Source organism: Microbacterium sp. NPDC090014, assembly GCF_044748285.1.
Taxonomy (GTDB): domain Bacteria; phylum Actinomycetota; class Actinomycetes; order Actinomycetales; family Microbacteriaceae; genus Microbacterium.
Window position 1 is genome coordinate 428,185 of the sequence record NZ_JBIVFS010000001.1, and the last position, 21,463, is coordinate 449,647.

A 21,463-nucleotide genomic window follows, 5' to 3' on the forward strand; every position below is an offset into this window, starting at 1 on the left:
ATTCGAACGCATATATGCGAGCGGGTATTCCTGCATCACTCCCCCGGGATCAGCAGACCGTCGAGCACGAGCTGGCGGATGCGGGGCTCGAGGTCGGCCCACAGGTCGACGAGCGGCACCTCGAACAGGTCGGCCAGAGCTGCGACGATCTGCATCACCGTGAGCTCGCCGTCGCAGGCCCCGACGAGAGCGGCGAGCGCCGGGTCGACCGCGATGGTCCGTGCGAAGCCACCGCCCTGACGCAGTTCGATGATGCTCGGATCGTCGTTGCCCGGAAGCAGATGTCGTGCCTCGGTGACATCCGGAGCGACGATCAGCGTCGTAGGCAGTCCTTCTGCGAGCACGTCGTGCGCCGCGAGACCCGAACGCAGCGCCCCGCCCACGTTCGAGACGGGCTGTGCGACGCGCTCGAGACGACGCAGGGGCGCTCCGCCGCCTGCCGGCCGCCGCACCAGGATGTAGCCGAATCCGACGGCGGTGACGCCACGCGCGGCGAAGTCATCGAGCCATGCGGTGAGCAGCGGGGTGAACGCGGCATCGCGGGGCGTCGTGCCTCCGTCGCGGATCCACAGCTCTGCGTAGCCCAGCGGCGACAGCTCTTCGCGCTGGATGACCCACAGATCGAGGTCGCCAGGAACCCACGACGAGAGGCGATCGAGACCCGCGCGTCCACTCAGCGATGCCTGGCCACCGCGCGACTCCCAGTTGCCGAGCAGCTGTGCCACGCCTCCCGGGGTCAGGAAAGACGGAACCGCACGGAGGAACTGCTCGACGAGCGCGTCACCGACGAGTCCCCCGTCGCGATACTCGTACTCGGGGACCCCTTCCGCGCGCGGGGTGATCACGAAGGGCGGGTTCGACACGATCAGGTCGAACGCCTCTCCCCCGACCGGCTCGAACATGCTGCCCGATCTGAACTCGATGTTCGAGACGCCGTTCAGCTGGGCGTTCAACTCGGCATAGGCGAGCGCTCGCGCCGAGATGTCCGTGGCGACGACGGATCCTGCGTGACGAGCGACGAGCAGTGCCTGGATGCCGCATCCGGTGCCGAGATCGAGGGCACGGTCGACCTCGATCGGCATGATGACCTCGGCCAGCGTGCGGGAGGCGCCGCCGACTCCGAGCACGTGATCCGCGGGCAGCGCGCCGTCGAGCGCCACCTCGTCGAGATCGCTGGCGATCCACCATTCGCCGATCCCGTCGGCGTCGACGAACGACTGGGGACGCAGCAGCGCAGTGGGGATCACCTCGTCGCCCTCGATCCTCGCGAGGCCGAGGGCCACGAGGCCGTCCGCTCCGAGTCTCGGGAGAGCCGTCGTCACCGCGGCGATCGGCTGCGGCATCCCGAGCACCAGCAGCCTGCCGAGGGTCGCGAGCACACCGTCGTCACCGGCGATCGCGCGCAGGATCGGCTCGCGCATGCCTCTGGCCAGCGCGTCGTCCTCCTCCTCGCCCCACAGGCGACGGAGCGGCTCCGAGCGGAGATCCGCGGCGTCGAGATCTGCGGCGAGCGCGGTGCTGCGGAGCGGATCGGGCGTGGGGGCGAGGGTGTCGGACACGGCCGTCACTCTACGCGTCTTCAGGGTTCTCATTCAGCCAGCGGCCTAGAATCACAAGGTCACCACTCACGAGCAGCCTGGGATCCCGGCGTTCGAGGAAGACCTTCATGACCGCGACCATCTTCGAGAACGGCCTCCGCACGCGCCTGCAGCGCCTGGCGCGCGGGTCCGTCATCTCGGCGATCGTACTCGGCCTGGTCAGCACGGGCGCAGGCAGCGCGGTCGCAGCCGCCGATGACGAGTCAGAGGCGTCCTCCGTCGAGCTCCTGTTGTCGGCGGGGGTGCGCGGAACGGTCGCCCCTGGCACAGCGACGACGGCCTCGATCACCGTGCAGAACGACGCGAAGTCCGAACTCTCCGCCGGACGAGTCACTCTGGAGATCAACCGCACTCCGCTCGCGGACGAAGCCTCGGTCACGACGTGGCTGAATGACTCCGACGCCACAGGGGGTTTCGACCAGCTCGGAACCGACACCGTCGCACCGGTCGACGCCGAGAGCTCCGCGACCACGAGCCTCTTCCTGCCTCCCGAAGTTCTCGGCGACCTCGCACCGGGTGTGTACCCGCTGCGCGCGACGCTCAGCGGAGCGCAGAACGAGGGTCAGGATGCCGCGCGAACGGTGACGTCGACATCCGTGCTCGTGGTGACCGCTGCTGCGAATCCGCCCGTCGCCGTGATGGTGCCGATCACGGCGACGCCCTCCGACGGCGCCCTTCTCACCGCGGACGAGCTCAGCGCTCTCACCGCGCCCGACGGCGCACTCACCGCGACGATCGAGGGTGTCCGAGGGACGTCCGCGACCCTGGCGATCGACCCGGCGATCCCCGCCGCCATCCGCGTGCTCGGCTCTTCGGCGCCGCAGAGCGCGCGCGAGTGGCTGCGACTTCTCGACGCTCTGCCCAACGAGCGGTTCTCTCTGCAGTTCGGCGATGCCGACGCCACCACACAGGCGCAGGCGGGTCTTCCGGGACTGCTGCAGCCCACGACGCTCGCGCCGTTCCTCACCCTCAGCAGCTTCACCGAGCCTCCGGACGAGACCCCCACCGCGACTCCCGCGCCGACTCCCGCCTCGCTGCCGACGGATGGCAGCGCACCGACTCCCGTGCCGACACCGAGTGATGAGCCGAGCCCTCAGCCCACCGACGGTCCGGTGCTGCCCGACGACGCACAGCTCATGGCCGTCGAGGGGTCGACCCCCGGCATTCTGTGGCCCCGCAGCGATGTCTCCGCCGCCGATCTCGACACGTTCTCGACCTACCTGAGCGGCGGCGCGGTCACTGTCCTCTCCTCTGCAGCGGTCGGCGGTGCGGTCGGCGCGCACGCCGCGATCGATTCGCACAGCGTGCTGGTCGCCGTGGATGCCGCATCGGATGCTCTGTCGCAGGCGGCGAGCGAAGCCGACGACGCCGCCCGTCAGCAGTCGCTGGCCGAGGCGAGCGCTTATCTCGCCCTGTCAGCTCAGGCGAGTCCGACGACGCCGCTTCTGATCGGACTCGACCGCGACGAGACCCGCACCGCTGATGCGCTCAGAGAGGCCGTCTCATCGGTCGACTCCCTCGGGTTCGGTCTCTCCGAGGTCCTCGCGATCCCGGCGACACCGTCGACCCTCTCGACCGAGCCCAACCCGGCACGAGCCACGGCCCTGCAGGGGATGCTCGACAGCGAGGTCGTGCTCGGCGAGTTCTCCACGATCCTCGACGACAGCCAGCTTCTGCTGAGCCCCAAGCGCATCCAGATCATGCGGGCGACCGCGGTCGGCCTGACGGACAAGGGCTTCTCAGAGGCCGTCGCCGACGTGAACGAGCAGACGACCGAGACGCTGAACGCGGTCGACATCCCTCCGGCGAGCACCATCCAGCTGCTCTCCGCCAACGCCGACCTCCCGTTCTCGGTGCGCAACGACCTGCCGTGGCCGGTGAACATCGAGCTCACAGTGAAGCCGAGCGATCCGCGCCTCGAGGTGCAGTCCGTCACGCCGTGGACGATCCAGCCCGGCACGACGACGAGGGTGAAGGTCCCCGTGTCGGCCCGAGTGGGCAGTGGCGAGGTCACCCTGACGCTGTCGCTCTCGAGCCCCACCGGTGTGCCGATCAGCCAGCCCGAGCGCGTGCGCGTCTCGGTGCGGGCCGAATGGGAGACCATCGGGCTCGCCGCATTCGGCGGTCTGATCGTGCTGCTGCTCGGTCTCGGCATCATCCGCACCGTCCGACGCCGGCGGCGTGAAGCCCTCGCCGGCGACGAAGAACAGGCGACCTCCTCACCGGATGCCGTCGAGGAGCTGAATGAGTAGTCTCGGCCGCGCCAGCGCACTGATCGGGGCCGGAACGCTCATCTCGCGCGTCACCGGGCTTCTGCGAACCATCGTCCTCGTCGGCGTGATCGGCTCGGTCGGTGCGGGCGCCGCAGACGCCTTCGCGATCGCGAATCAACTGCCGAACAACGTCTTCTCGCTCATCTCGGTGGGCGTGCTGACGGCGGTGATCATCCCGCAGATCGTCAAGGCGACAGCGGATGCCGACGGCGGCAACGCCTTCATCTCGAAGCTCTTCACGCTCGGCACCGTCGTGCTGGTCGTCATCACGGGTATCGCCACGATCGCCGCGCCCTGGCTCGTGTGGCTCTACGCCGGCAAGGAGGGTTCCGCGGAGTTCCTCGCGCTCGCGACGGCGTTCGCGTACTGGTGCATGCCGCAGATCCTCTTCTACGGGCTCTACGCGCTGCTGGGCGAGGCGCTCAACGCACGGCGGATCTTCGGGCCCTTCACCTGGGCGCCGGTCGTCAACAACATCGTGTCGATCGCAGGCTTCCTCGTCGTGGGCGCGCTGTTCGGCGGCCCGCTCACCCGCGTCTCCGACTGGACTCCCGAGATGATCGCCGCTCTCGGTGGAACGGCCACGCTCGGCATCGTGATCCAGGCCGCGATCCTGCTGATCTTCTGGCGCCGCACGGGTCTCGCGCTCCGCCCCGACTTCCGTTGGCGCGGCGTCGGACTCGGCAACGTCGGACGGCTCGCCGGATGGACGTTCCTCATGGCGCTGACGAGCCTCGGCGCCGGACTCGTGCAGACCCAGATCCTCACCGAAGCCTCCGGACGAGGCGCGTCCGTCGCCACCTTCCAGTACGCCTGGCTGATCTTCATGCTCCCGTACTCGATCATCGTGCTGTCGATCGGCACGCCCTACTTCACGCAGATCAGCGAGCACGCGGCGGCCGGCAGACATGCCGAGGTCCGCGCAGACATCGCCCAGAGCATCCGCACCCTGCTCTTCTTCATCGCCGTCGCCGTCGCCGCGGTCGCCGCGGCAGCGATTCCGGCGTCGCGAGTCTTCACCAATCAGGCGTCGCACGCCGAAGAAGCGGCGCTGGTGCTGCTCGCCTTCCTCGTGTGCCTGGTTCCGCTGACGATCCTCTTCATCGTGCAACGCACCTTCTACGCCTACGGCGACACCCGCACGCCCTTCTGGTTCACGCTGTTCCAGTGCTGTCTCGTGGTCGTCACCGCTCTGGTCGCGCAGTGGCTGCTCGCCGCCGAGATCATCGAGGTGACCATGCTGGCCGCAGCCATCGCGCTGGGCCAGTCGATCGCGAGCACCCTGCAGATGATCGTGGCCAGCTGGCTGCTGCACCGCAAGATCGGCGGACTCCAGATCCGCACCTGGATGACCGCTGTCGTCCGCTACGCCGTCGCTGCCGTTCCTGCCGGGTTCGCTGGGTGGGGCGTCTTCCTCCTGCTCGGCGGCCCGACCGGGTGGACCACGTCCGACAAGATCCAGGGAGCCATCGGCACCTGCATCATCGGCCTCGCCGTCGTGGTCGTCTACATCGGCATCCTGGCTGTCCTGCGCGCTCCGGAGCTCAAGGTCGCGAGCGGCATGCTGCGGCGTTTCCTGCCGGGCCGCTGAGCCCCCTCGCGCGGGAATGTCGCGCGGTTACCATTGGTTGAAGCAGTCGAACGTCTTTCGGCGTCTCAGCATCTACGACGGAGAGCACATGCGTCAGGTCATCATCATCGGTTCCGGTCCCGCCGGATTCACCGCCGCCATCTACGCGGCGCGCGCGAACCTCAAGCCGCTGCTCATCGCGAGCACGGTCGAGGTCGGCGGAGAGCTGATGAACACCACCGAGGTCGAGAACTACCCCGGCTTCCCCGAGGGGATCCAGGGCCCCGAGCTCATGGCGAAGTTCCAGGAGCAGGCTGAGAAGTTCGGCACCGAGGTCGTCTACGACGACGTCACCGAGCTCGACCTCGCCGGCCCCGTCAAGAAGGTCACCCTCGGCAGCGGGACGGTGCACGAGGCCCAGTCGCTGATCTACGCGACCGGCTCCGCCTATCGCAAGCTCGGCATCGAGGGCGAAGAGCGCCTGTCGGGCTACGGCGTCTCGTGGTGCGCCACCTGCGACGGCTTCTTCTTCCGCGAGAAGACGATCGCCGTCGTCGGCGGCGGCGACTCGGCGATGGAAGAGGCCACGTTCCTCACCCGCTTCGCCGAGAAGGTCTACGTCATCCACCGCAAGGACACCCTGCGCGCCTCGAAGATCATGCAGGAGCGGGCCTTCGCGAACGAGAAGATCGAGTTCGTGTGGAACAGCGAGGTCGCCGAGATCCTCGGTGGCGACTCCGTCACGGGCGTGCAGCTGCGCAACACGGTCGACGGCACGCTGAGCGACCTCGCGCTCGACGGCCTGTTCATCGCGATCGGCAACGACCCGCGCACGCACCTCGTGCACGACAAGCTCGAGCTGACCGCCGAGGGCACCATCTGGGTCGACGGCCGTTCGTCCGTCACCTCGGTCCCCGGTGTGTTCGCCGCCGGCGACGTGATCGACCCCACCTACCGTCAGGCCATCACGGCCGCTGGCTCGGGCACGGTCGCCGCTCTCGACGCCGAGCACTTCCTGGCGGACCTCGAAGACGCCTCGGTCGAGTTCCCGGCCGCCGAAGCCGCTGAGATCATCACCGCCTGAGCGGACGGGAACACTTTCACCTCGCCCGCTGTTGTAGCAGGCGAACCTCGAATCAAGGAGAACTCTGATGAGTGCAAAGGCTACGAGCCAGGCGACCTGGGAGCAGGACGTTCTGCAGGCCGAAGGTCCCGTCCTCGTGGACTTCTGGGCCGAGTGGTGCGGACCGTGTCGTATGGTCGCCCCCGTTCTGGACCAGATCCAGGCGGACAACCCCGACAAGATCACCATCCTCAAGCTGAACGTGGACGAGAACCCGCAGCTGGCGATGAAGTACCAGATCACCTCGATCCCCGCGATGAAGGTGTTCCAGGGCGGTGAGGTCAAGACGACCATCATCGGCGCCAAGCCGAAGCCGGCCCTCGAGCAGGACCTCGCGGCTTTCATCGGCTGATCCTGCAGTCTTCAGGGCCGTCACCCCTCCGGGTGGCGGCCCTTTCTCGTACCCAGCCGCTTCCGTCCCCATCTCTGAGACGAGAGCCGACTACTTGTCGGAGATCCGCACCGGAGGAAGTCCTCGAGACGCGCGAGCGCGGTCGACGAGCTCCTGGATGATGGGCGACTTCGCGGTGTTGTAGGTCGTCCTCCCCCTCGCCTGAGCGGCGACGGCGTCGCACTTCGCATGCGCGTAGCGATCGGCATCCTCCGGATGCTCCAGAAGCCAGTCCCGCAGGATGCGCTGGTGCACCGCATCCCACTCCTCCTCGACGAAGAAGTGCGCGATCGCGATCCGTACGCCGTCAGATTCGCGGATCATGACCGGGTGCGTGCGCACAGCGCTGCCCAGGCGCCATCCTGCGGCTTCCAGAGCGGGCGTGCGCGCGTCGAAGTCGCTGCGATCGACGATGCGGACGGCCAGGTCGATGATCGGCTTCGCGCGCATGCCAGGGATCGCCGTCGATCCGATGTGCTCGATCAGCCACTCCGCGTCCGCGACCGTCTGAATCTCAGCGGCGAACGCCTCGAACTGCTTCGGCCACTCCGGGTCGTAGGAGACGAGCATCCGCGGCACGGTGGGAGCCTAGGAGGCGTCGGCCACGGACGGGTCCCAGCGTCGGTGCCGCTGCTTCTCGTTGAGAAGGCCCCAGACCGCCGGCGTGAGCTCGGGGTACTCCAGCGCGATCTGACGCAGCACCCGGTAGTGCCGAGCCGCGTTCGGTCGCACACCGTCGTTCGCGGTGATGTTGTCGGCTCGCAGCAGGTAGACGACGAGCTCATCGACGCTCGGCAGCTCCTCCATGAACTCCCACGGATCTTCCCCGCCGAGGAGCCTCTCCTGGATCAGTACGGCGAGTTCGTCCGACGCTTCTGCTCTCAGCACTTCGAGGCTGGCGCGGCGCGGAACTGACTCGGTCATGCTTCCAGCCTACGTCGCCCTGCGGGTGCCCCGGCGCTCCACCTTCAGCTCGTCCGTCATCTCCTCAAGCTCGCGACCCTTGGTCTCGGGCACCTTGAAGTACACGAAGAAGAACGACAGCAGCGCGAAGAACGCGTAGAAGCCGTAGGCGAATGTGAGGCCGATCTCGGCGAACACAGGGAAGGTGGTCGAGATGAAGAAGTTCGCTGCCCACTGGGCTGCTGCCGCGACCGCGAGTGCGCCGGCGCGGATCGAGTTCGGGAAGATCTCTCCCAGAAGGACCCAGACGAGCGGACCCCAGGTGGCACCGAAGAAGACCACGAAGCCGTTCGCGCAGATGAGGGCGACGGTCGCCCACGGGTCAGGCAGGGTCGCTGTGCCCTCGGCGTTCAGCTCACCGAACGAGAAGGCGAGCGCCATGAGGCCCAGCGTCACCGTCATACCCACAGAGCCGACGAGAAGCATGATGCGTCGGCCGACCTTGTCGACCAGCAGGATCGCGATGATGGTGACCACGATGTTCGTCACCGACGTGATGACGGAGGTCAGCAGGGCGCTCGACTCATCGAAGCCGACGGACTGCCACAGTGTCGTCGAGTAGTAGAAGATGACGTTGATGCCGACGAACTGCTGGAACACGGAGAGCAGGATGCCGACCCACACGATCGGCTTGAGCCCCAGACGACTGCCCCGCAGGTCGCTCAGCGACTCCTTGCGCTCGGTGTCGATGGTGCTGGTGATCTCCTGGATCTTCGCGTCGACGTCAACAGCCCCCGTGACCGTCTCGAGCACCTGGGACGCGCCTTTCAGATCGCCCTTGCGCACGAGATATCGCGGCGATTCGGGCAGACGGAACGACATGATCCCGTAGACGAGTGCGGGCACCGCCTCGATGATGAACATCCATCTCCAGGCGGTGAGTCCCCACAGAGGCTGGTCTGCGGCACCCGCGAGGCCCGCCAGCCACGCGTCGGAGAGCAGAGCGGCGAAGATTCCGGTGACGATGGCGAGCTGCTGCAGAGAGCCCAGTCGACCTCGCACCCGGGCAGGCGAGACCTCGGCGATGTATGCGGGAGCGATGACGGATGCCGCACCGACACCGAGACCACCCACCACTCGCCAGATGATGAGGTCGACGACACTGAACGCGAGTCCCGAGCCGATGGCGGAGACGAAGAACATCGCCGCCGCGAAGACCATCACGGGGATTCGCCCGCGTTTGTTCGCAATCGGTCCTGCGAACCACGCACCGACGGCACACCCGATCAGGGCCGACGACACCGCGAAGCCCTTGAGCCCGACCCCGAGGTCGAAGCCCGAGACGTTCCCCGCGAGAGCATCGACGGCGCCGTTGATCACGGCGGTATCGAATCCGAAGAGGAAGCCACCGAGTGCTGCGGCGATACTCACCGCGATGACGCGGCGTTGGAACTTCACTGGACTCGCTGCTCCGGACATGACTCCCCCTCATCGACGAGATGTCGAGAGTCTACGACCGCTCAGGGGTCGACCGGCGGAATCACGCCGGACCGTACCCCGATTCGCCCAGTTCACCGAGGATGCGGTTCAGATCCTGAATCGATGCGAAATCAATGATGACCTGGCCTTTTCGAGCTCCCAGCGACACCTTGACGCGAGTGTTGAGGCGATCCCCGAGGTTGCCGGCCACCTCGTCGAGGTATGCCCGTCGAGCGCCCGGAGTCGGCTTCGCCGTCCGGCCGGGTGCTGCCGGCTCCGTCTTCGCAGCGACCTCGGTCGCGCGCACCGACAGGTCCTCGTTCACGACCTTGTCGGCGAGACGCTGCATGGCCTCGGGTGACTCCAGGCTGAGGATCGCGCGAGCGTGTCCAGCCGTCAGCACCCCCGCCGCCACACGCTGCTGCACGGGAACGGGGAGCTTGAGCAGACGGATCGTATTGCTGATCTGAGGGCGCGACCGACCGATCCGCGTGGCGAGCTCTTCCTGGGTGATCCCGAAGTCCTCGAGCAGCTGCTGATATGCCGAGGCCTCTTCGAGCGGATTCAGCTCGGAGCGGTGCAGGTTCTCGAGCAGAGCATCGCGCAGGAGATCTTCGTCGGCGGTCTCGCGGACGATCGCCGGGATCTTCTCGAGGCCCGCCTCCCGCGCGGCGCGGGTGCGCCGCTCCCCCATGATCAGCTCGTACTCGCCGTCGCTGTTCTTGCGAACGACCACCGGCTGCAGAACGCCGAACTCACGCACGCTGTGCACGAGCTCTGCGAGGTCTTCGGGGTTGAAGTGCGTGCGCGGCTGACGCGGGTTCGGCACGATCTTCTGCGGATCGACCTCGACGAGGTGGATGCCGGGAACGACCTCGAGGTCGGCTTCTGCTGCGGGCTGGTCACTGGTCTGCTCCGTCGCCGGGCGCAGATTGGCTCCGGGGAAGAACACATCCACGGGACGCTCGGACTGATCAGCCGTCGGGATGAGGGCTCCGATGCCCCGACCCAGTCCAGTGCGCTTCGCCATCATTTCTCCTTGCTCTGCGTCGCCGTGCGCGACGCGATCTCGACAGCGGCCTCGCGATACGCGACGGCGCCGGCGGATTGCCCATCGTAGGCGATCACGGTCTGACCGAAACTCGGTGCCTCCGACACCCGCACAGAACGCGGGATGACGGTGTCGAGCACCTGTTCGGGGAAGTGCGTGCGGACCTCGTCCGCCACCTGCTGCGCGAGTCGCGTGCGTCCGTCGAACATCGTCAGCAGGATCGTGGAGAGGTGCAGTCCGGGATTCAGGTGCTTCTGGATCATCTGGATGCTGCCGAGCAGTTGACTCAGACCCTCGAGCGCGTAGTACTCGCACTGGATGGGGATGAAGACCTCGTTCGCCGCGGTGAAGGCGTTGATCGTGAGCAGCCCGAGCGACGGAGGGCAGTCGATGATGACGAAGTCCATACGGTTGTCGACGAGATACTCCTCGAGCGCACGTCGCAGTCGATGCTCCCGTGCGACCTGCGCGACGAGTTCGATCTCTGCGCCGGCGAGATGGATGGTGCTCGGTGCACAGAAGAGGTTCTCGTCCTCGGGACTCTGCTGCACGATGTCGGCGAGCGGGGTGTCTTCGATCAGGACGTCATAGACGCTCGGAGTCTCGGCGTTGTGCGGCACTCCGAGCGCGGTCGAGGCGTTGCCCTGAGGGTCCAGATCGATCACAAGGACCCGTGCGCCAAGACCCGCGAGTGCAGAGGCGACATTGACGGCGCTCGTGGTCTTACCTACGCCGCCCTTCTGGTTGGAGACCGTCAGGATGCGGGTGTCTCCGGCGAAGTCGATGGACACGGTCTCGAGTGCTCTGCGTCGTGCGGAGAGGTCGGCGAGTTCCCGCGCGAGCGGCGTATCCATCCCGAAAGAGTCCTTCGGTGATGCCTTTTCGGGCTGTTTCACGTGAAACATCCACTCCTTTCGGGGCCGTGTTCCACTCTAATCGCTGCGGCAGACGTTGCCTTCTCGAATCCTTACTGAGTCGTGCAGGCCGGTGATACCTCGTCCGGACGTGCCGTTGCGGAGAGAATGGCACTTTCGCCTTCTGGCCTGGGTGTTCATTGTGCCGTTGAACGTCCTGACGCACCGGAGATAGGCGTACACGCATGGAGGGACGACGTCCACGCACTGCACCATCTGTCGCGCCTGCGACAAGTTCGTGTCGGTCATTTCGTGGGCGTGAGGAGAGGGGAGGGCTCTGTGCTCGGCCCACACGGATGTCCTGCCCTCTGTGAAAGAGGCTGTCCACGAGCGGCTTACGGGACTCGACGAGTCCCCCGTCGCTGAGGCCCCTCGTTTCGGGGAGACCGACCGGTCGCACAGAACTCGTCAGCGTCCTTCACACCACTATCGCGTGGAACCGGATCCTCCCCCGGTGCGCCGAGGTCCGTGGTGACGGTAGACAGCCGCATAGTTTCACGTGAAACATCTGACGCACCTCGGCCTCTATCAAGATCGTAGGAGCTGCTCGATCCGGTCGACGACGGCGGTCAGCGGTTGAGTTGCGTCGATCTCGGACGTGCATGTCGCCCGCAGTAGCGGCTCCACGGCTTCGAGGTTCGTGCGAATCTCGTCTTGCTGCACCGTCGTCGAGCCGTAGGGATTCGAAGATCGCCGACCAACACGATCGAGCATCACCGAAATAGGCGCTGACAGGAGCACCACATGGTCGAATCGGTCGTAGAAGGCACCCTGATTCGACACCGTGCCAGACACGATGACTTCAGTGCTCTCCCCGAGAAGCGCACCCATCAAGACCTCGTCCCACAGTCCCGACTCGGTTGTCCACGGTCCATAGTCGGTATCGACGACGGAGTATCCCCGCTCCCCCAGTACGTGCAGCGCGCTGGACTTGCCGACGCCGGACATCCCAGTGATGAGTATGCGCACCATGCATTCACCATATCGATGTTTCACGTGGAACATTGCCGACGTGAGTCACAGGAGCGTTCTACCCGGATCGCGTGCAGCCTGACGCGATTGCCTCCGCGCCCAGAGCTGCTCCGGCTAGCCGATTGGTAGCGGGCCCCCACTCTTGCTTCGGGTTATGCGCCGCATCCAGCCGGCGCATAACCATGAGCCGCGACGGGTTTCGCTCCGCTGCGTGAGCGCCTGTGCTCATTGCCTCAGGGTCGTGTCACCAGTGAACCTCACCTCGGGGTCACCCACGCGCAGATCACGTACTCATCAGAGACGCATCGGGCACGCCACGCGCGGCTTCACACAGCCGACCCGAGTCGGATGACGAAGGGTAGCGCCGTGGTCACGTGAGACCGACTATTCGAGGTCGAGCCCCACCCATCGCCTCACGAGTTCAGCGGTGTTTCACGTGAAACATCTGCTCAGACGGACCCGACAGAATTACGTCGTGCGCGTGCTGCACACTCGTCAAGGACTGGGACGACGCGCGTCGACGCCCCCGCTCTTCGCTGCAAGCATCGCTCTAGAGTCAGCTCGCCCACCTTGGGTCCGGTGAGGATCTAGTGCGTGGCGTCGATCCGCAAGGAACCGCAAGCGTGAAACACCACTCACGGTGTTTCACGTGAAACGTTCGTCTACTGAGTCCCGTCTACTTTTCCCTTGCGTCATACTGACGGCAACTCAGCACGAGCCATGCCCACCGCCTGGCCACAGTTGCCGAGCTCGGGTGGTGCACGGATACCCCGCTGAACTGGGATTTATCCGGGATCCCTGCGCGAGACCGCCGCACCCGACGTCGGGGTGCACCTCGCCGACATCGGCGGCAGGGGCGCCAGCGACGACTGCGGCGTGCCATTGCGCTGCACTCTCCGGCCCGCTGCTGCTCGGGCTCGACACCGAGCCTCGCGCCAATTCAGGGGGCTTCTGTCGTTCATACTGGGGACGGCCGCTCCCCGGCCAAAGAATCCCCGCACAATCAACACCCCCGATGCCATGTCACATCAGTGCGCTAGCGACTGGACTGCGGGCGGGGCTTCGCAAATCTACTCACTGGGATCGTCAGACGATCACTAGTCTTTTGGGCCGTCCATCCGACTGTTTCCGGCAGGCAGTAGCGTTGCGCCACTAGCGTGCCTTCGATCGCCACGTCGCGGCTGTCCCCCGAGACCCTCCCCTGTTCCTGCCTTCACGCGGTCGCAATCATCCAAAGCCATCACCACCCGCCGTTCAATGTTTCACGTGAAACACTTGTGCCTGCCGCATAACGCGACGCGGTCAGTCCGAGGATAGGTGTCCATTCGTGCCGTCGAAGGGTGGTCGTTCACTCCCGCACGCCGCAAGAAATCCCGGTAAGACTGAGCAGGGTGGTGCCAGGTCACCATGTCGTCCGGATGTTTTCAGCGGTAGCAGGGCAGGGATGCTGCCTGACCGGTTCCGCCGCGATGCCCCGAGTGAAAGTTCCAGTTATGTTCGGCCGCCCCACCACGCCTGGAGCAGACGGTCCCGCTCCTCGGCGCCATGATCTGGTTGTCAGCTCGCAACGCTCCCCCGGCGGATGGTCTGGACCGGGATGACACCCGTAGGCACGCCAAGGGCACCGCGATCCGTTCCGTGGCAGCGACGAAACGACTGTTTCACGTGAAACATACGACTCCTGGGTGGACCGGCTCCCCTGTCCACAAGCTCTGAGTGCCGCACGTGGGTTCCACCACGCGCGGACCCCACTCAGTAGTCAGAACGCCCAACAGACGGCACACGGCACACGCCACACGGCGGAGTAGCGCAGGTCAGATCACGAGAACGCAGATCAGAACAGGAGAAATCACTGCAGACCGCACGGTGTAGTGCGGTCTAGGGCAGTTCAGTGAGGTGAAGTCCGCTGCTGTGAAGTGACGTGGGTCGAAAAGCAAAGATCCAGACCCGGCGCCAAGAAGAAGGGTGGCTCGCAGCACCGCTCCCCCGCGCAGCGGCGAGCATCGCAGCGCACAGCAGCCGTCCGCAGTGCCTCGAAGTGCGGCTGAGTGGCACAGATCAGACCAGCGAGCGCAACGCCCTCGTGACCCGGACCACCGCAAGTTGTCGGCGGAATCCCTTCACCCCACCTCGGCCCGCCCCGACTTACCCCCGCATGGCAGTCGTCGAACCATGTTTCACGTGAAACATGGTTAGGACCCCCGCTCCTTCCCCGAGTGGCGAACACTCTCATTGCGAGCACACGGGGACAGACCCATTCCGAATTCCGACACCGGACACGTCTGCTGTGAAGCCTGATCTGTCGTGCCACACGCCCACGTTCCGTTACCACCGACCGTGATCCCGGAACAGTCTTTGACGGCGAGGGCAGAGTGCCGGCGGCTATCCGGCACTGCTGACCGTATCCAGCAGCGCTTAAGAGCCTCGTCACGTCGCAACGGAGCTCCCACACAGGTGCACGACCAGGGTCGGAAGAAAACCCTTCTCATCAGCCATAAACTCGAATCGTGGCACGATCGTCGAGGGACTCTACCGGCCTCGCGCGGTGACCCGGTCTGGCGCAACCGGACGAGCCCCGACAATAGATCTCATATGCTGCAGAGGCAGATCACAATAGTGCCTGGCCCATGACCACCGTGCGTGGCCAGGTCACCCACCACCTGCGCTCTAGCGCGCGGGTACATCTCGAACGCGGAATGTAGGTCCATCCCCCGACGAAGGTCAGCTTCCTAAGCCGCGGCATCGACCCGTCAGCGGACGACTGCCCTCACCACGCGGGTCGTTTCGGGCAGTACGTTCTCGCCGAGAGTCTCGACGCGGACGTCCGACAGGCGGAACTTCTTGATCTGCTTCTGCGCTGCTTCGATCTCGTTGGCGGCATTCATTCCCTTGAGAAGGGTGAGTTCGCCTCCATCACGCACGAGCGGAGCGGTGAGCGGGATCAGCGTCTTCAGAGCACTGACCGCACGAGCTGTCACGACGTCGAAGCTCGCAGGAGTCACCTCCTCGGCACGCGCGCGCAGAACTTCGACATTGGTGAGCTTCAGCTCGGCGACCTGCTCGTTCAGCCAGATCACCCGGCGCTCCATCGGCTCGACGAGCGTCCAGTGCACATCAGGTCGCGCGATCGCGAGGACGATACCGGGCAGCCCCGCACCCGAACCGATGTCCGCGACCGAACCGTGGAACAACGGGGCGGCGATGACACTGTTCAAGATGTGCCGGGACCACAAACGCGGGAGCTCGAGAGGACCGATGAGTCCTCGCTCCTCGCCATGCTGAGCGAGAGCCGCCGTGAACTGCCGGGCCAGCTCGATCCGATCGCCGAAAAGATCGACCGCCACCGACGGTTCGATCTCCAGGTCACTCACGACCGCATCCCGCTGGCCTGACGTCGCATGTGAGACGTCAACGGCGACGGAGAACGGTGTGGCGGTCGGCACCCTCGCCGTAGGACTCGGAGACGAGACCCTGATCGGCCGCGATGTCGTGCACCAGCTTGCGCTCATAGCTGGACATGGCGGGCAGCGATGCCTGGGTCGCTCCATCGTCGAGCTTGGCTGCGGCGGCGTTCACGAGCGTCTCGAGCTGACGGCGGCGCGCATCGCGCGATCCGCCCACATCGAGGATCAATCGCGAGAACGAACCCGTCTTGCTCTGGACCGCAAGACGCGTGAGCTCCTGAAGCGCCTGCACCGTGTCGGGTGCAGACAGGAGCGCCAGTCCGTCTCCCTCAGCCTCGACCGATACATATGCGCGGCCCTGCCGCACGTCGAGGTTGAGGTCCCCATCGATGTCGGCGATGTCGAGCAGCTCTTCGAGGTAGTCAGCGGCGACGTCGCCCTCGTTCTCGAGCTCTGCGACCGTGGGCTCCACGGTCTCGGTCACGTTGTCGGTCGTCACGAACCGCTCCCCTTCTTCTTCGAACGCTTCTTGCCCACCGGCTGCTGACGCTTGGGGGCCTGCGCCTTCGCGCGCTCCGCCTCTTCGAGCAGACGCTGCTGCTCTGCTTCGTATGCCGCCATCGGGACGACCTTGCCCGAGGCGTCGATCGCCTTGCCCTTGCGAGCAAGACGCTCTTCACGAGCCTTCGCCGCTTCAGATCCGGGAGTCGGCATCTCACGGATGACGAGGAACTGCTGTCCCATGGTCCAGAGGTTCGAGATGAACCAGTAGACGACCACGCCGAGCGGGAAGAAGATGCCCGAGAAGATGAAGCCGAGAGGCAGCACGTAGAGCATGATCTTCTGCATCTGGTACGCCTGGCCGGTCTTGGCTTCGGGCGACAGGTTCTTCGAGATGATCTGCAGCTGCGTGAAGAACTGCGACGCGATCATGAGCACGACGAGCGTGACCAGGATGATGATCGCTGTGGTGTTCCCCGCGTCGACCGCGTTCCCCAGCGTCTCGTGCAGCGATGCGACACCGAAGAGCTCGGCGTTGTAGAACTGCTCGGTGAGCTCGGCGTTCAGCAGACCGACGCCTCCGACACCCAGGTTGTGGTGCTTCGAGACGTCGCTCAGAACGCTGAACAGCGAGAAGAAGATGGGCATCTGCACAAGAAGCGGAAGACAGCTCGACATCGGCGTCGTGCCGTGCTTCTTGTAGAGCGCCATGGTCTCGCGGCTCATGGCCTCGCGAGAGAGCTGATCCTTCTTACCCCGGTACTTCTCCTGAACTTTTCGCAGCTCAGGAGCAATTTCCATCATCTTTCGCTGGCTCTTGATCTGCTTCACGAAGAGCGGGATCAGGGCAGCACGGACCACGATCACGAGACCGACGATCGACAGCACCCAGGTCAGACCGGATGCGGCAGGAAGACCGACGGCCGTGAACAGCCAGTGCCAGGCGACGAGCACGAGCTCGACGACCCACTTGAGGGGCCAGAGGATGGTTCCGATCAGATCGAAGCCGCCGGAGGCAGGCTCCGGCGAGGGTGTTGCGCTGGCGAGCAGAAGGTCAAGACCCACCGATCAATCCTTTCGGGCAGGGACGACGAAACCGTGAGCGGTCAGGTCATAACGGAAGTGTTCGTGCGGACGGACGTCATCGACGCCGCCGTGGCTCCAGGGATTGCAACGAACGATGCGCCACGCCGAGAGCGCCGCTCCCCGCACTGCGCCGTGCTGTTGCACCGCACCTACAGCGTAAGCGGAACAAGATGGGTAATAGGCGCAGACATCTCCATACATCGGGGAGATCACCTTGCGGTACCCGGCGAGGAACCCCAGGACGAGATTCCGGGGGATCAGCGGGATGCTGCGGATCGCGTCACCGGCATGAAGCTGAGCGGAGCCGATCGAGGATGCCGGAAGAGCGGTCATGGCCGCTGCCCGAGACGATCCAGACACCGGTTCACGTCCGCACTCAGCTCGGCGTAGGTCGCGGTCGCGGATGCAGGAAGGGCACGGATGACGACATCCGTGCCCTCGGGGACCCGCGTCAGCGCGTCCGCACACACGGCTTTGAGTCGCCGGCGCACGGTGTTGCGCACCACAGCGGTGCCCACCTGCTTGCTGATGATGAATCCGAACCTCGCGGCTCTGCTCTCGCCCGTCGTCAGCATCGAGGTGACGACCTTGGCTCCGCCACAACGGGATCCGCGTCGAACGACCAGTCGATAGTCGCTCCCGCGGGTCACACGATACGGGCGGGCGAGCACAGCGATCTACGCGGAGAGCTCGGTGCGGCCCTTCGCGCGACGAGCCGAAAGGATCGCGCGGCCGGCGCGGGTACGCATACGAAGACGGAAGCCGTGCTTCTTGGCGCGACGACGGTTGTTGGGCTGGAAGGTGCGCTTGCTCATGGAATCACTCCGGGAATGCTGCCACCGGGATCATTTTGACCGGAGACATAGGGATCTGCCGTTCAGGCATAAGTCAACCGATTAAGGGTACGTCTTGACGGCGCGCAGAGCAAATCTGCGCGCTTCGACCACCAGCTCAGGCACGATCCGCACAGCTATTATCCACAACCCTGCGGCATGCACGTATGAGCAACACGCGCGCGGATTCCCGTAGGCAGGTTGCCGTTCCCAGCCGTGGTGACTACCGTGGCATCCGAAGTTATCCACAGGCGGGCCGCGTCATCCAGACAGCCCGTCGTCCCCTCAGCACGGAGCGTCATGTCATCACCTGCCCAGCCCGACGTTCCGATCTGGACCACGGTGCAGGAGCTCCTCGAGGCGGACGACCGAGTCACTCCTCAGCTCCAGGGATTCCTCAGCCTCGCGGTTCCGGCCGGCGTGATGGCCGCCACCCTCTATCTCGAGGTCCCGAACGATCTCACCGCCGCGCAGATCAACAAGAGGCTGCGGCTTCCGATCATGGAGGCCCTCTCCCACATCGGCGATGAGGTGACGTCGTACCGCGTGGTCGTGAATCATGAGCTCGCCGAGCAGCCGACGGCGCCCATCGCGGTCGCCGACTACGGCCGCCAGGAGCAGATCCGCGTCGAATCCCCGATGGAGCAGCCGACGCAGCTGCGCCACGAGTCCCGCCTGAACCCGAAGTACACCTTCGACAACTTCGTCATCGGGCAGTCCAACCGGTTCGCCCATGCCGCTGCCGTCGCCGTCGCCGAAGCGCCGGCCAAGGCGTACAACCCGCTCTTCATCTACGGCGACTCGGGCCTCGGCAAGACGCACCTGCTGCACGCGATCGGCGACTACGCCCAATCCCTCTATGCAGGGGTCAAGGTCCGGTACGTCTCCAGCGAGGAGTTCACGAACGACTTCATCAACTCGATCGCGAACAACCGAGGTGCAGCCTTCCAGGCCCGCTACCGCGATGTGGACATCCTCCTGATCGACGACATCCAGTTCCTACAGGGTCGCGCGGAGACCCAGGAGGCGTTCTTCCACACCTTCAACACGCTGCACGACCACAACAAGCAGGTCGTCATCACCAGCGACGTCGCGCCGAAGCATCTCACCGGCTTCGAGGATCGCATGCGCAGTCGGTTCGAATGGGGCCTGATCACCGACGTGCAGGCGCCCGACCTCGAGACGCGCATCGCGATCCTCCGCAAGAAGGCGCAGAGCGAGGCGCTTCATATTCCCGACGATGTACTCGAGTACATCGCCACCGTGGTGTCGTCGAACATCCGTGAACTCGAGGGTGCGCTGATCCGCGTCTCCGCATTCGCCAGCCTGAACCGTTCGGCCCTCGACATCTCGCTCGCCCAGACGGTGCTCCGCGACATCATCGACACGGCAGAGGACAACATCATCTCGCCGACCGACATCATCACTGCGACCGCGCAGTACTTCAAGCTGACGGTCGACGACCTGTACGGCTCCAGCAGATCTCAGCAGATCGCCACATCGCGCCAGATCGCGATGTACCTGTGCCGCGAGCGGACGAGTCTGTCCCTGCCGAAGATCGGCCAGCTGTTCGGCAACCGCGATCACACCACCGTCATGTACGCCTACAAGAAGATCAGCGAGCTCATGAAGGAGCGCCGTTCGATCTACAACCAGGTGACCGAGATCACCACGCAGCTCGGTCGACGCTGAGTCCACGCCGCCTCGAAAAAGGGGGTCGTAGCTTCCGATAGGAGGCTGCGACCCCCTTTGCGTGCGTGTGAGCGGCATACGACGGAGCAGATCGATGCCAGTTTGCACATGTGGATAACTTGTGGATGACTCGCCTGCAGGTCGGGACGAATGTGTGTGAAACCGTCGAACCTGTGGATAACTGTGGGAGACGGTTCGACCCGACGGATGCCGTCCACCCGCGGATTCCTCAGGGATTCCACAACTGACAACCGTGTAGTTCCCTACTCGCGTCTGCTTTCCACCGAGTTATCCACAGTATCCACAGGTGTTAACACCGTTAAGGAGTTAATTCAATTCAGGGGCGATCCGATCACCAGAGGGTGGGGAAAGTCCGACAGGCCCGAGCTTTGATCCGGTCGTAGGGATACTCCCGAGATGGGGGCTAGCATGGGAAGCCCTGCACTGGCAGGACCGATGACGACACGTCTCAGAACGACGACAAGGGAGCACCCGTGAGGTTTCAGGTCAACCGCGATGTCTTCAGCGAGGCCGTGTCGTTCGTGGTCAAGCTGCTTCCGCAGCGCAACCCGCAGCCCATCCTCGCCGGAGTCCTGATCGAGGCAGACGGCTCCGGTCTCACGCTCTCGGCGTTCGACTACGAGGCATCCGCGCGCACGACAATCGAAGCCACCGTCGACACACCGGGCACGATCCTGGTGCACGGTCGACTGCTCTCCGACATCGCCAGCCGCCTTCCCAACGCGCCGATCGAGATCGCCGTCGAGGACGACGGCAGCATCACGGTCACCTGCGGCTCGGCGCGGTTCACCCTCGCAGCCATGCCGGTCGAGGAATATCCGTCGATCCCCGAGGTGTCGGGTTCCTCCGGCGTCGTGCCCGCCGACGATTTCGGCACCGCGATCAGCCAGGTGGGTTTCGCCGCCTCGCGCGACGATGTCACACCGGTTCTGACCGGAGTGCAGCTCGAGGTCTCCGGCCAGACGCTCAGCCTCGTGGCCACCGACCGCTACCGCGTCTCGCTCCGCGACGTGCCGTGGGACGGCGAAGCGGTCGAAGCCAGCGCACTGGTTCCCGCACGCACTCTTCTCGAGGTCGGAAAGACCTTCGGTCACGCCGGCACCATCCAGATCGCGTTCTCGGGAGCGGGCGACCGCGAGATCATCGCGTTCACGGCCGGCAACAAGACGGTCACCTCGCTGCTGATCAAGGGAAACTTCCCTCCGGTCCGCCGTCTCTTCCCGGAGCAGACCGAGCACTACGCGGTCGTGAACACCGCAGACCTCGTCGAGGCCGTGCGCCGTGTGTCCCTCGTGCTCGACCGAGCAGCTCCGCTGCGCTTCACGTTCACGTCCGACAGCGTGACGATGGATGCGTCGGGCAGTGAGCATGCGCGTGCATCCGAGTCCGTCGACGCGATCCTCTCGGGTGGCGACGACGTCACGCTCGGCCTCAACCCGCAGTACCTCATCGAGGCGCTCGGCGCGGTCAAGAGCGAGTTCGTCCGCGTCACCTTCACGTCGAGCGACAACGCGAACAAGCTCAGCCCCGTGCTGATCACGAGCCAGACCTCGGTCGACCAGGCCGGTCTGGATTCGTTCAAGTACTTGCTGCAGCCGAACCTGCTGCTTCGCTGATCCTGCGACGGGCGCGCTTCGCGCGGCGACGGCAGT

19 protein-coding genes are annotated in these 21,463 nt (G+C 65.3%); 6 read left to right on the forward strand and 13 right to left on the reverse strand.

Annotation, left to right across the window (positions count from 1 at the left end):
• Positions 1 to 35: 35 nt before the first annotated feature.
• The gene (locus tag ACIPV5_RS02085; RefSeq protein WP_400339341.1) at positions 36 to 1,592 is read right to left on the reverse strand and encodes a methyltransferase; all 1,557 of its coding nucleotides are present in this window, start codon (positions 1,590 to 1,592) and stop codon (positions 36 to 38) included.
• 74 nt (positions 1,593 to 1,666) lie between these two features.
• Here ACIPV5_RS02085 and ACIPV5_RS02090 point away from each other — a divergent pair, with 74 nt between their 5' ends.
• The 4 genes from ACIPV5_RS02090 (at position 1,667) to trxA (ending at position 6,916) form a co-directional block, all read left to right on the forward strand.
• On the forward strand, positions 1,667 to 3,850 hold the full coding sequence (locus tag ACIPV5_RS02090) for a DUF6049 family protein (protein ID WP_400339344.1): 2,184 nt from the start codon (positions 1,667 to 1,669) through the stop codon (positions 3,848 to 3,850).
• Entirely contained in the window at positions 3,843 to 5,462 is a 1,620-nt protein-coding gene (murJ, locus tag ACIPV5_RS02095; protein ID WP_400339345.1) for a murein biosynthesis integral membrane protein MurJ, read from the forward strand. The genes ACIPV5_RS02090 and murJ overlap by 8 nt, the downstream gene beginning before the upstream one ends.
• Before the next feature lie 88 nt (positions 5,463 to 5,550).
• Complete coding sequence (gene trxB / locus ACIPV5_RS02100) at positions 5,551 to 6,525, forward strand: thioredoxin-disulfide reductase (protein WP_056277582.1); 975 nt, start codon at positions 5,551 to 5,553, stop codon at positions 6,523 to 6,525.
• Positions 6,526 to 6,592: 67 nt separating this feature from the next.
• Complete coding sequence (gene trxA, locus ACIPV5_RS02105) at positions 6,593 to 6,916, forward strand: thioredoxin (protein ID WP_042541543.1); 324 nt, start codon at positions 6,593 to 6,595, stop codon at positions 6,914 to 6,916.
• A 90-nt stretch (positions 6,917 to 7,006) separates the two neighbouring features.
• Here the strand turns inward: trxA and ACIPV5_RS02110 are convergent, their stop codons facing one another.
• The 12 genes from ACIPV5_RS02110 to rpmH all read right to left on the reverse strand — a co-directional run bounded on the left by ACIPV5_RS02110 (position 7,007) and on the right by rpmH (position 18,080).
• Entirely contained in the window at positions 7,007 to 7,525 is a 519-nt protein-coding gene (locus tag ACIPV5_RS02110; protein WP_400341232.1) for a GrpB family protein, read from the reverse strand.
• Between the two features lie 18 nt (positions 7,526 to 7,543).
• Positions 7,544 to 7,879, reverse strand: a complete 336-nt coding sequence (locus ACIPV5_RS02115) for a tryptophan synthase subunit alpha (RefSeq protein WP_400339349.1) — start codon at positions 7,877 to 7,879, stop codon at positions 7,544 to 7,546.
• Positions 7,880 to 7,888: 9 nt separating this feature from the next.
• Positions 7,889 to 9,337 (reverse strand): sugar porter family MFS transporter, encoded by a 1,449-nt coding sequence (locus ACIPV5_RS02120; protein ID WP_053098230.1) that lies wholly within the window; start codon positions 9,335 to 9,337, stop codon positions 7,889 to 7,891.
• 61 nt (positions 9,338 to 9,398) lie between these two features.
• Positions 9,399 to 10,367: a ParB/RepB/Spo0J family partition protein gene (locus tag ACIPV5_RS02125; RefSeq protein WP_083569415.1), complete on the reverse strand. Its 969-nt coding sequence runs from the start codon at positions 10,365 to 10,367 to the stop codon at positions 9,399 to 9,401.
• A complete protein-coding gene (locus ACIPV5_RS02130) occupies positions 10,367 to 11,242 on the reverse strand; it encodes a ParA family protein (protein WP_269464941.1) in 876 nt (291 codons plus the stop codon). Before ACIPV5_RS02130 ends, ACIPV5_RS02125 begins: the two co-directional genes overlap by 1 nt.
• Before the next feature lie 588 nt (positions 11,243 to 11,830).
• Positions 11,831 to 12,274 carry an AAA family ATPase gene (locus tag ACIPV5_RS02135; protein WP_400339354.1) on the reverse strand — a complete coding sequence of 148 codons (444 nt, stop codon included), beginning with the start codon at positions 12,272 to 12,274 and terminating at the stop codon, positions 11,831 to 11,833.
• A gap of 2,750 nt (positions 12,275 to 15,024) precedes the next feature.
• On the reverse strand, positions 15,025 to 15,645 hold the full coding sequence (rsmG, locus tag ACIPV5_RS02140; RefSeq protein WP_400339357.1) for a 16S rRNA (guanine(527)-N(7))-methyltransferase RsmG: 621 nt from the start codon (positions 15,643 to 15,645) through the stop codon (positions 15,025 to 15,027).
• Positions 15,646 to 15,682: 37 nt separating this feature from the next.
• Positions 15,683 to 16,177 (reverse strand): R3H domain-containing nucleic acid-binding protein, encoded by a 495-nt coding sequence (locus ACIPV5_RS02145; protein WP_056275682.1) that lies wholly within the window; start codon positions 16,175 to 16,177, stop codon positions 15,683 to 15,685.
• Positions 16,174 to 17,244 carry a membrane protein insertase YidC gene (gene yidC, locus ACIPV5_RS02150; RefSeq protein ID WP_056275685.1) on the reverse strand — a complete coding sequence of 357 codons (1,071 nt, stop codon included), beginning with the start codon at positions 17,242 to 17,244 and terminating at the stop codon, positions 16,174 to 16,176. The genes ACIPV5_RS02145 and yidC overlap by 4 nt, the downstream gene beginning before the upstream one ends.
• Positions 17,245 to 17,247: 3 nt before the next feature.
• Positions 17,248 to 17,598 (reverse strand): membrane protein insertion efficiency factor YidD, encoded by a 351-nt coding sequence (yidD, locus tag ACIPV5_RS02155; protein WP_053098237.1) that lies wholly within the window; start codon positions 17,596 to 17,598, stop codon positions 17,248 to 17,250.
• Complete coding sequence (gene rnpA, locus ACIPV5_RS02160; RefSeq protein WP_072592158.1) at positions 17,595 to 17,936, reverse strand: ribonuclease P protein component; 342 nt, start codon at positions 17,934 to 17,936, stop codon at positions 17,595 to 17,597. Before rnpA ends, yidD begins: the two co-directional genes overlap by 4 nt.
• Positions 17,937 to 17,942: 6 nt before the next feature.
• Complete coding sequence (rpmH, locus tag ACIPV5_RS02165) at positions 17,943 to 18,080, reverse strand: 50S ribosomal protein L34 (RefSeq protein ID WP_022889115.1); 138 nt, start codon at positions 18,078 to 18,080, stop codon at positions 17,943 to 17,945.
• 318 nt (positions 18,081 to 18,398) lie between these two features.
• Here rpmH and dnaA point away from each other — a divergent pair, with 318 nt between their 5' ends.
• Together dnaA and dnaN are read left to right on the forward strand one after the other, a co-directional pair.
• Complete coding sequence (gene dnaA, locus ACIPV5_RS02170) at positions 18,399 to 19,790, forward strand: chromosomal replication initiator protein DnaA (protein WP_400339365.1); 1,392 nt, start codon at positions 18,399 to 18,401, stop codon at positions 19,788 to 19,790.
• 494 nt (positions 19,791 to 20,284) lie between these two features.
• Positions 20,285 to 21,427: a DNA polymerase III subunit beta gene (dnaN, locus tag ACIPV5_RS02175; RefSeq protein ID WP_053098240.1), complete on the forward strand. Its 1,143-nt coding sequence runs from the start codon at positions 20,285 to 20,287 to the stop codon at positions 21,425 to 21,427.
• Positions 21,428 to 21,463 lie beyond the last annotated feature (36 nt).

Bases quoted from the DNA above. Each gene is read 5' to 3' on its own strand.
- ACIPV5_RS02085 (WP_400339341.1), bottom strand. From the start codon at position 1,592: ATGAGAACCCTGAAGACGCGTAGAGTGACGGCCGTGTCCGACACCCTC.
- ACIPV5_RS02090 (WP_400339344.1), top strand. From the start codon at position 1,667: ATGACCGCGACCATCTTCGAGAACGGCCTCCGCACGCGCCTGCAGCGC.
- murJ (WP_400339345.1), top strand. From the start codon at position 3,843: ATGAGTAGTCTCGGCCGCGCCAGCGCACTGATCGGGGCCGGAACGCTC.
- trxB (WP_056277582.1), top strand. From the start codon at position 5,551: ATGCGTCAGGTCATCATCATCGGTTCCGGTCCCGCCGGATTCACCGCC.
- trxA (WP_042541543.1), top strand. From the start codon at position 6,593: ATGAGTGCAAAGGCTACGAGCCAGGCGACCTGGGAGCAGGACGTTCTG.
- ACIPV5_RS02110 (WP_400341232.1), bottom strand. From the start codon at position 7,525: ATGCTCGTCTCCTACGACCCGGAGTGGCCGAAGCAGTTCGAGGCGTTC.
- ACIPV5_RS02115 (WP_400339349.1), bottom strand. From the start codon at position 7,879: ATGACCGAGTCAGTTCCGCGCCGCGCCAGCCTCGAAGTGCTGAGAGCA.
- ACIPV5_RS02120 (WP_053098230.1), bottom strand. From the start codon at position 9,337: ATGTCCGGAGCAGCGAGTCCAGTGAAGTTCCAACGCCGCGTCATCGCG.
- ACIPV5_RS02125 (WP_083569415.1), bottom strand. From the start codon at position 10,367: ATGGCGAAGCGCACTGGACTGGGTCGGGGCATCGGAGCCCTCATCCCG.
- ACIPV5_RS02130 (WP_269464941.1), bottom strand. From the start codon at position 11,242: ATGGATACGCCGCTCGCGCGGGAACTCGCCGACCTCTCCGCACGACGC.
- ACIPV5_RS02135 (WP_400339354.1), bottom strand. From the start codon at position 12,274: ATGGTGCGCATACTCATCACTGGGATGTCCGGCGTCGGCAAGTCCAGC.
- yidD (WP_053098237.1), bottom strand. From the start codon at position 17,598: ATGACCGCTCTTCCGGCATCCTCGATCGGCTCCGCTCAGCTTCATGCC.
- rpmH (WP_022889115.1), bottom strand. From the start codon at position 18,080: ATGAGCAAGCGCACCTTCCAGCCCAACAACCGTCGTCGCGCCAAGAAG.
- dnaA (WP_400339365.1), top strand. From the start codon at position 18,399: ATGTCATCACCTGCCCAGCCCGACGTTCCGATCTGGACCACGGTGCAG.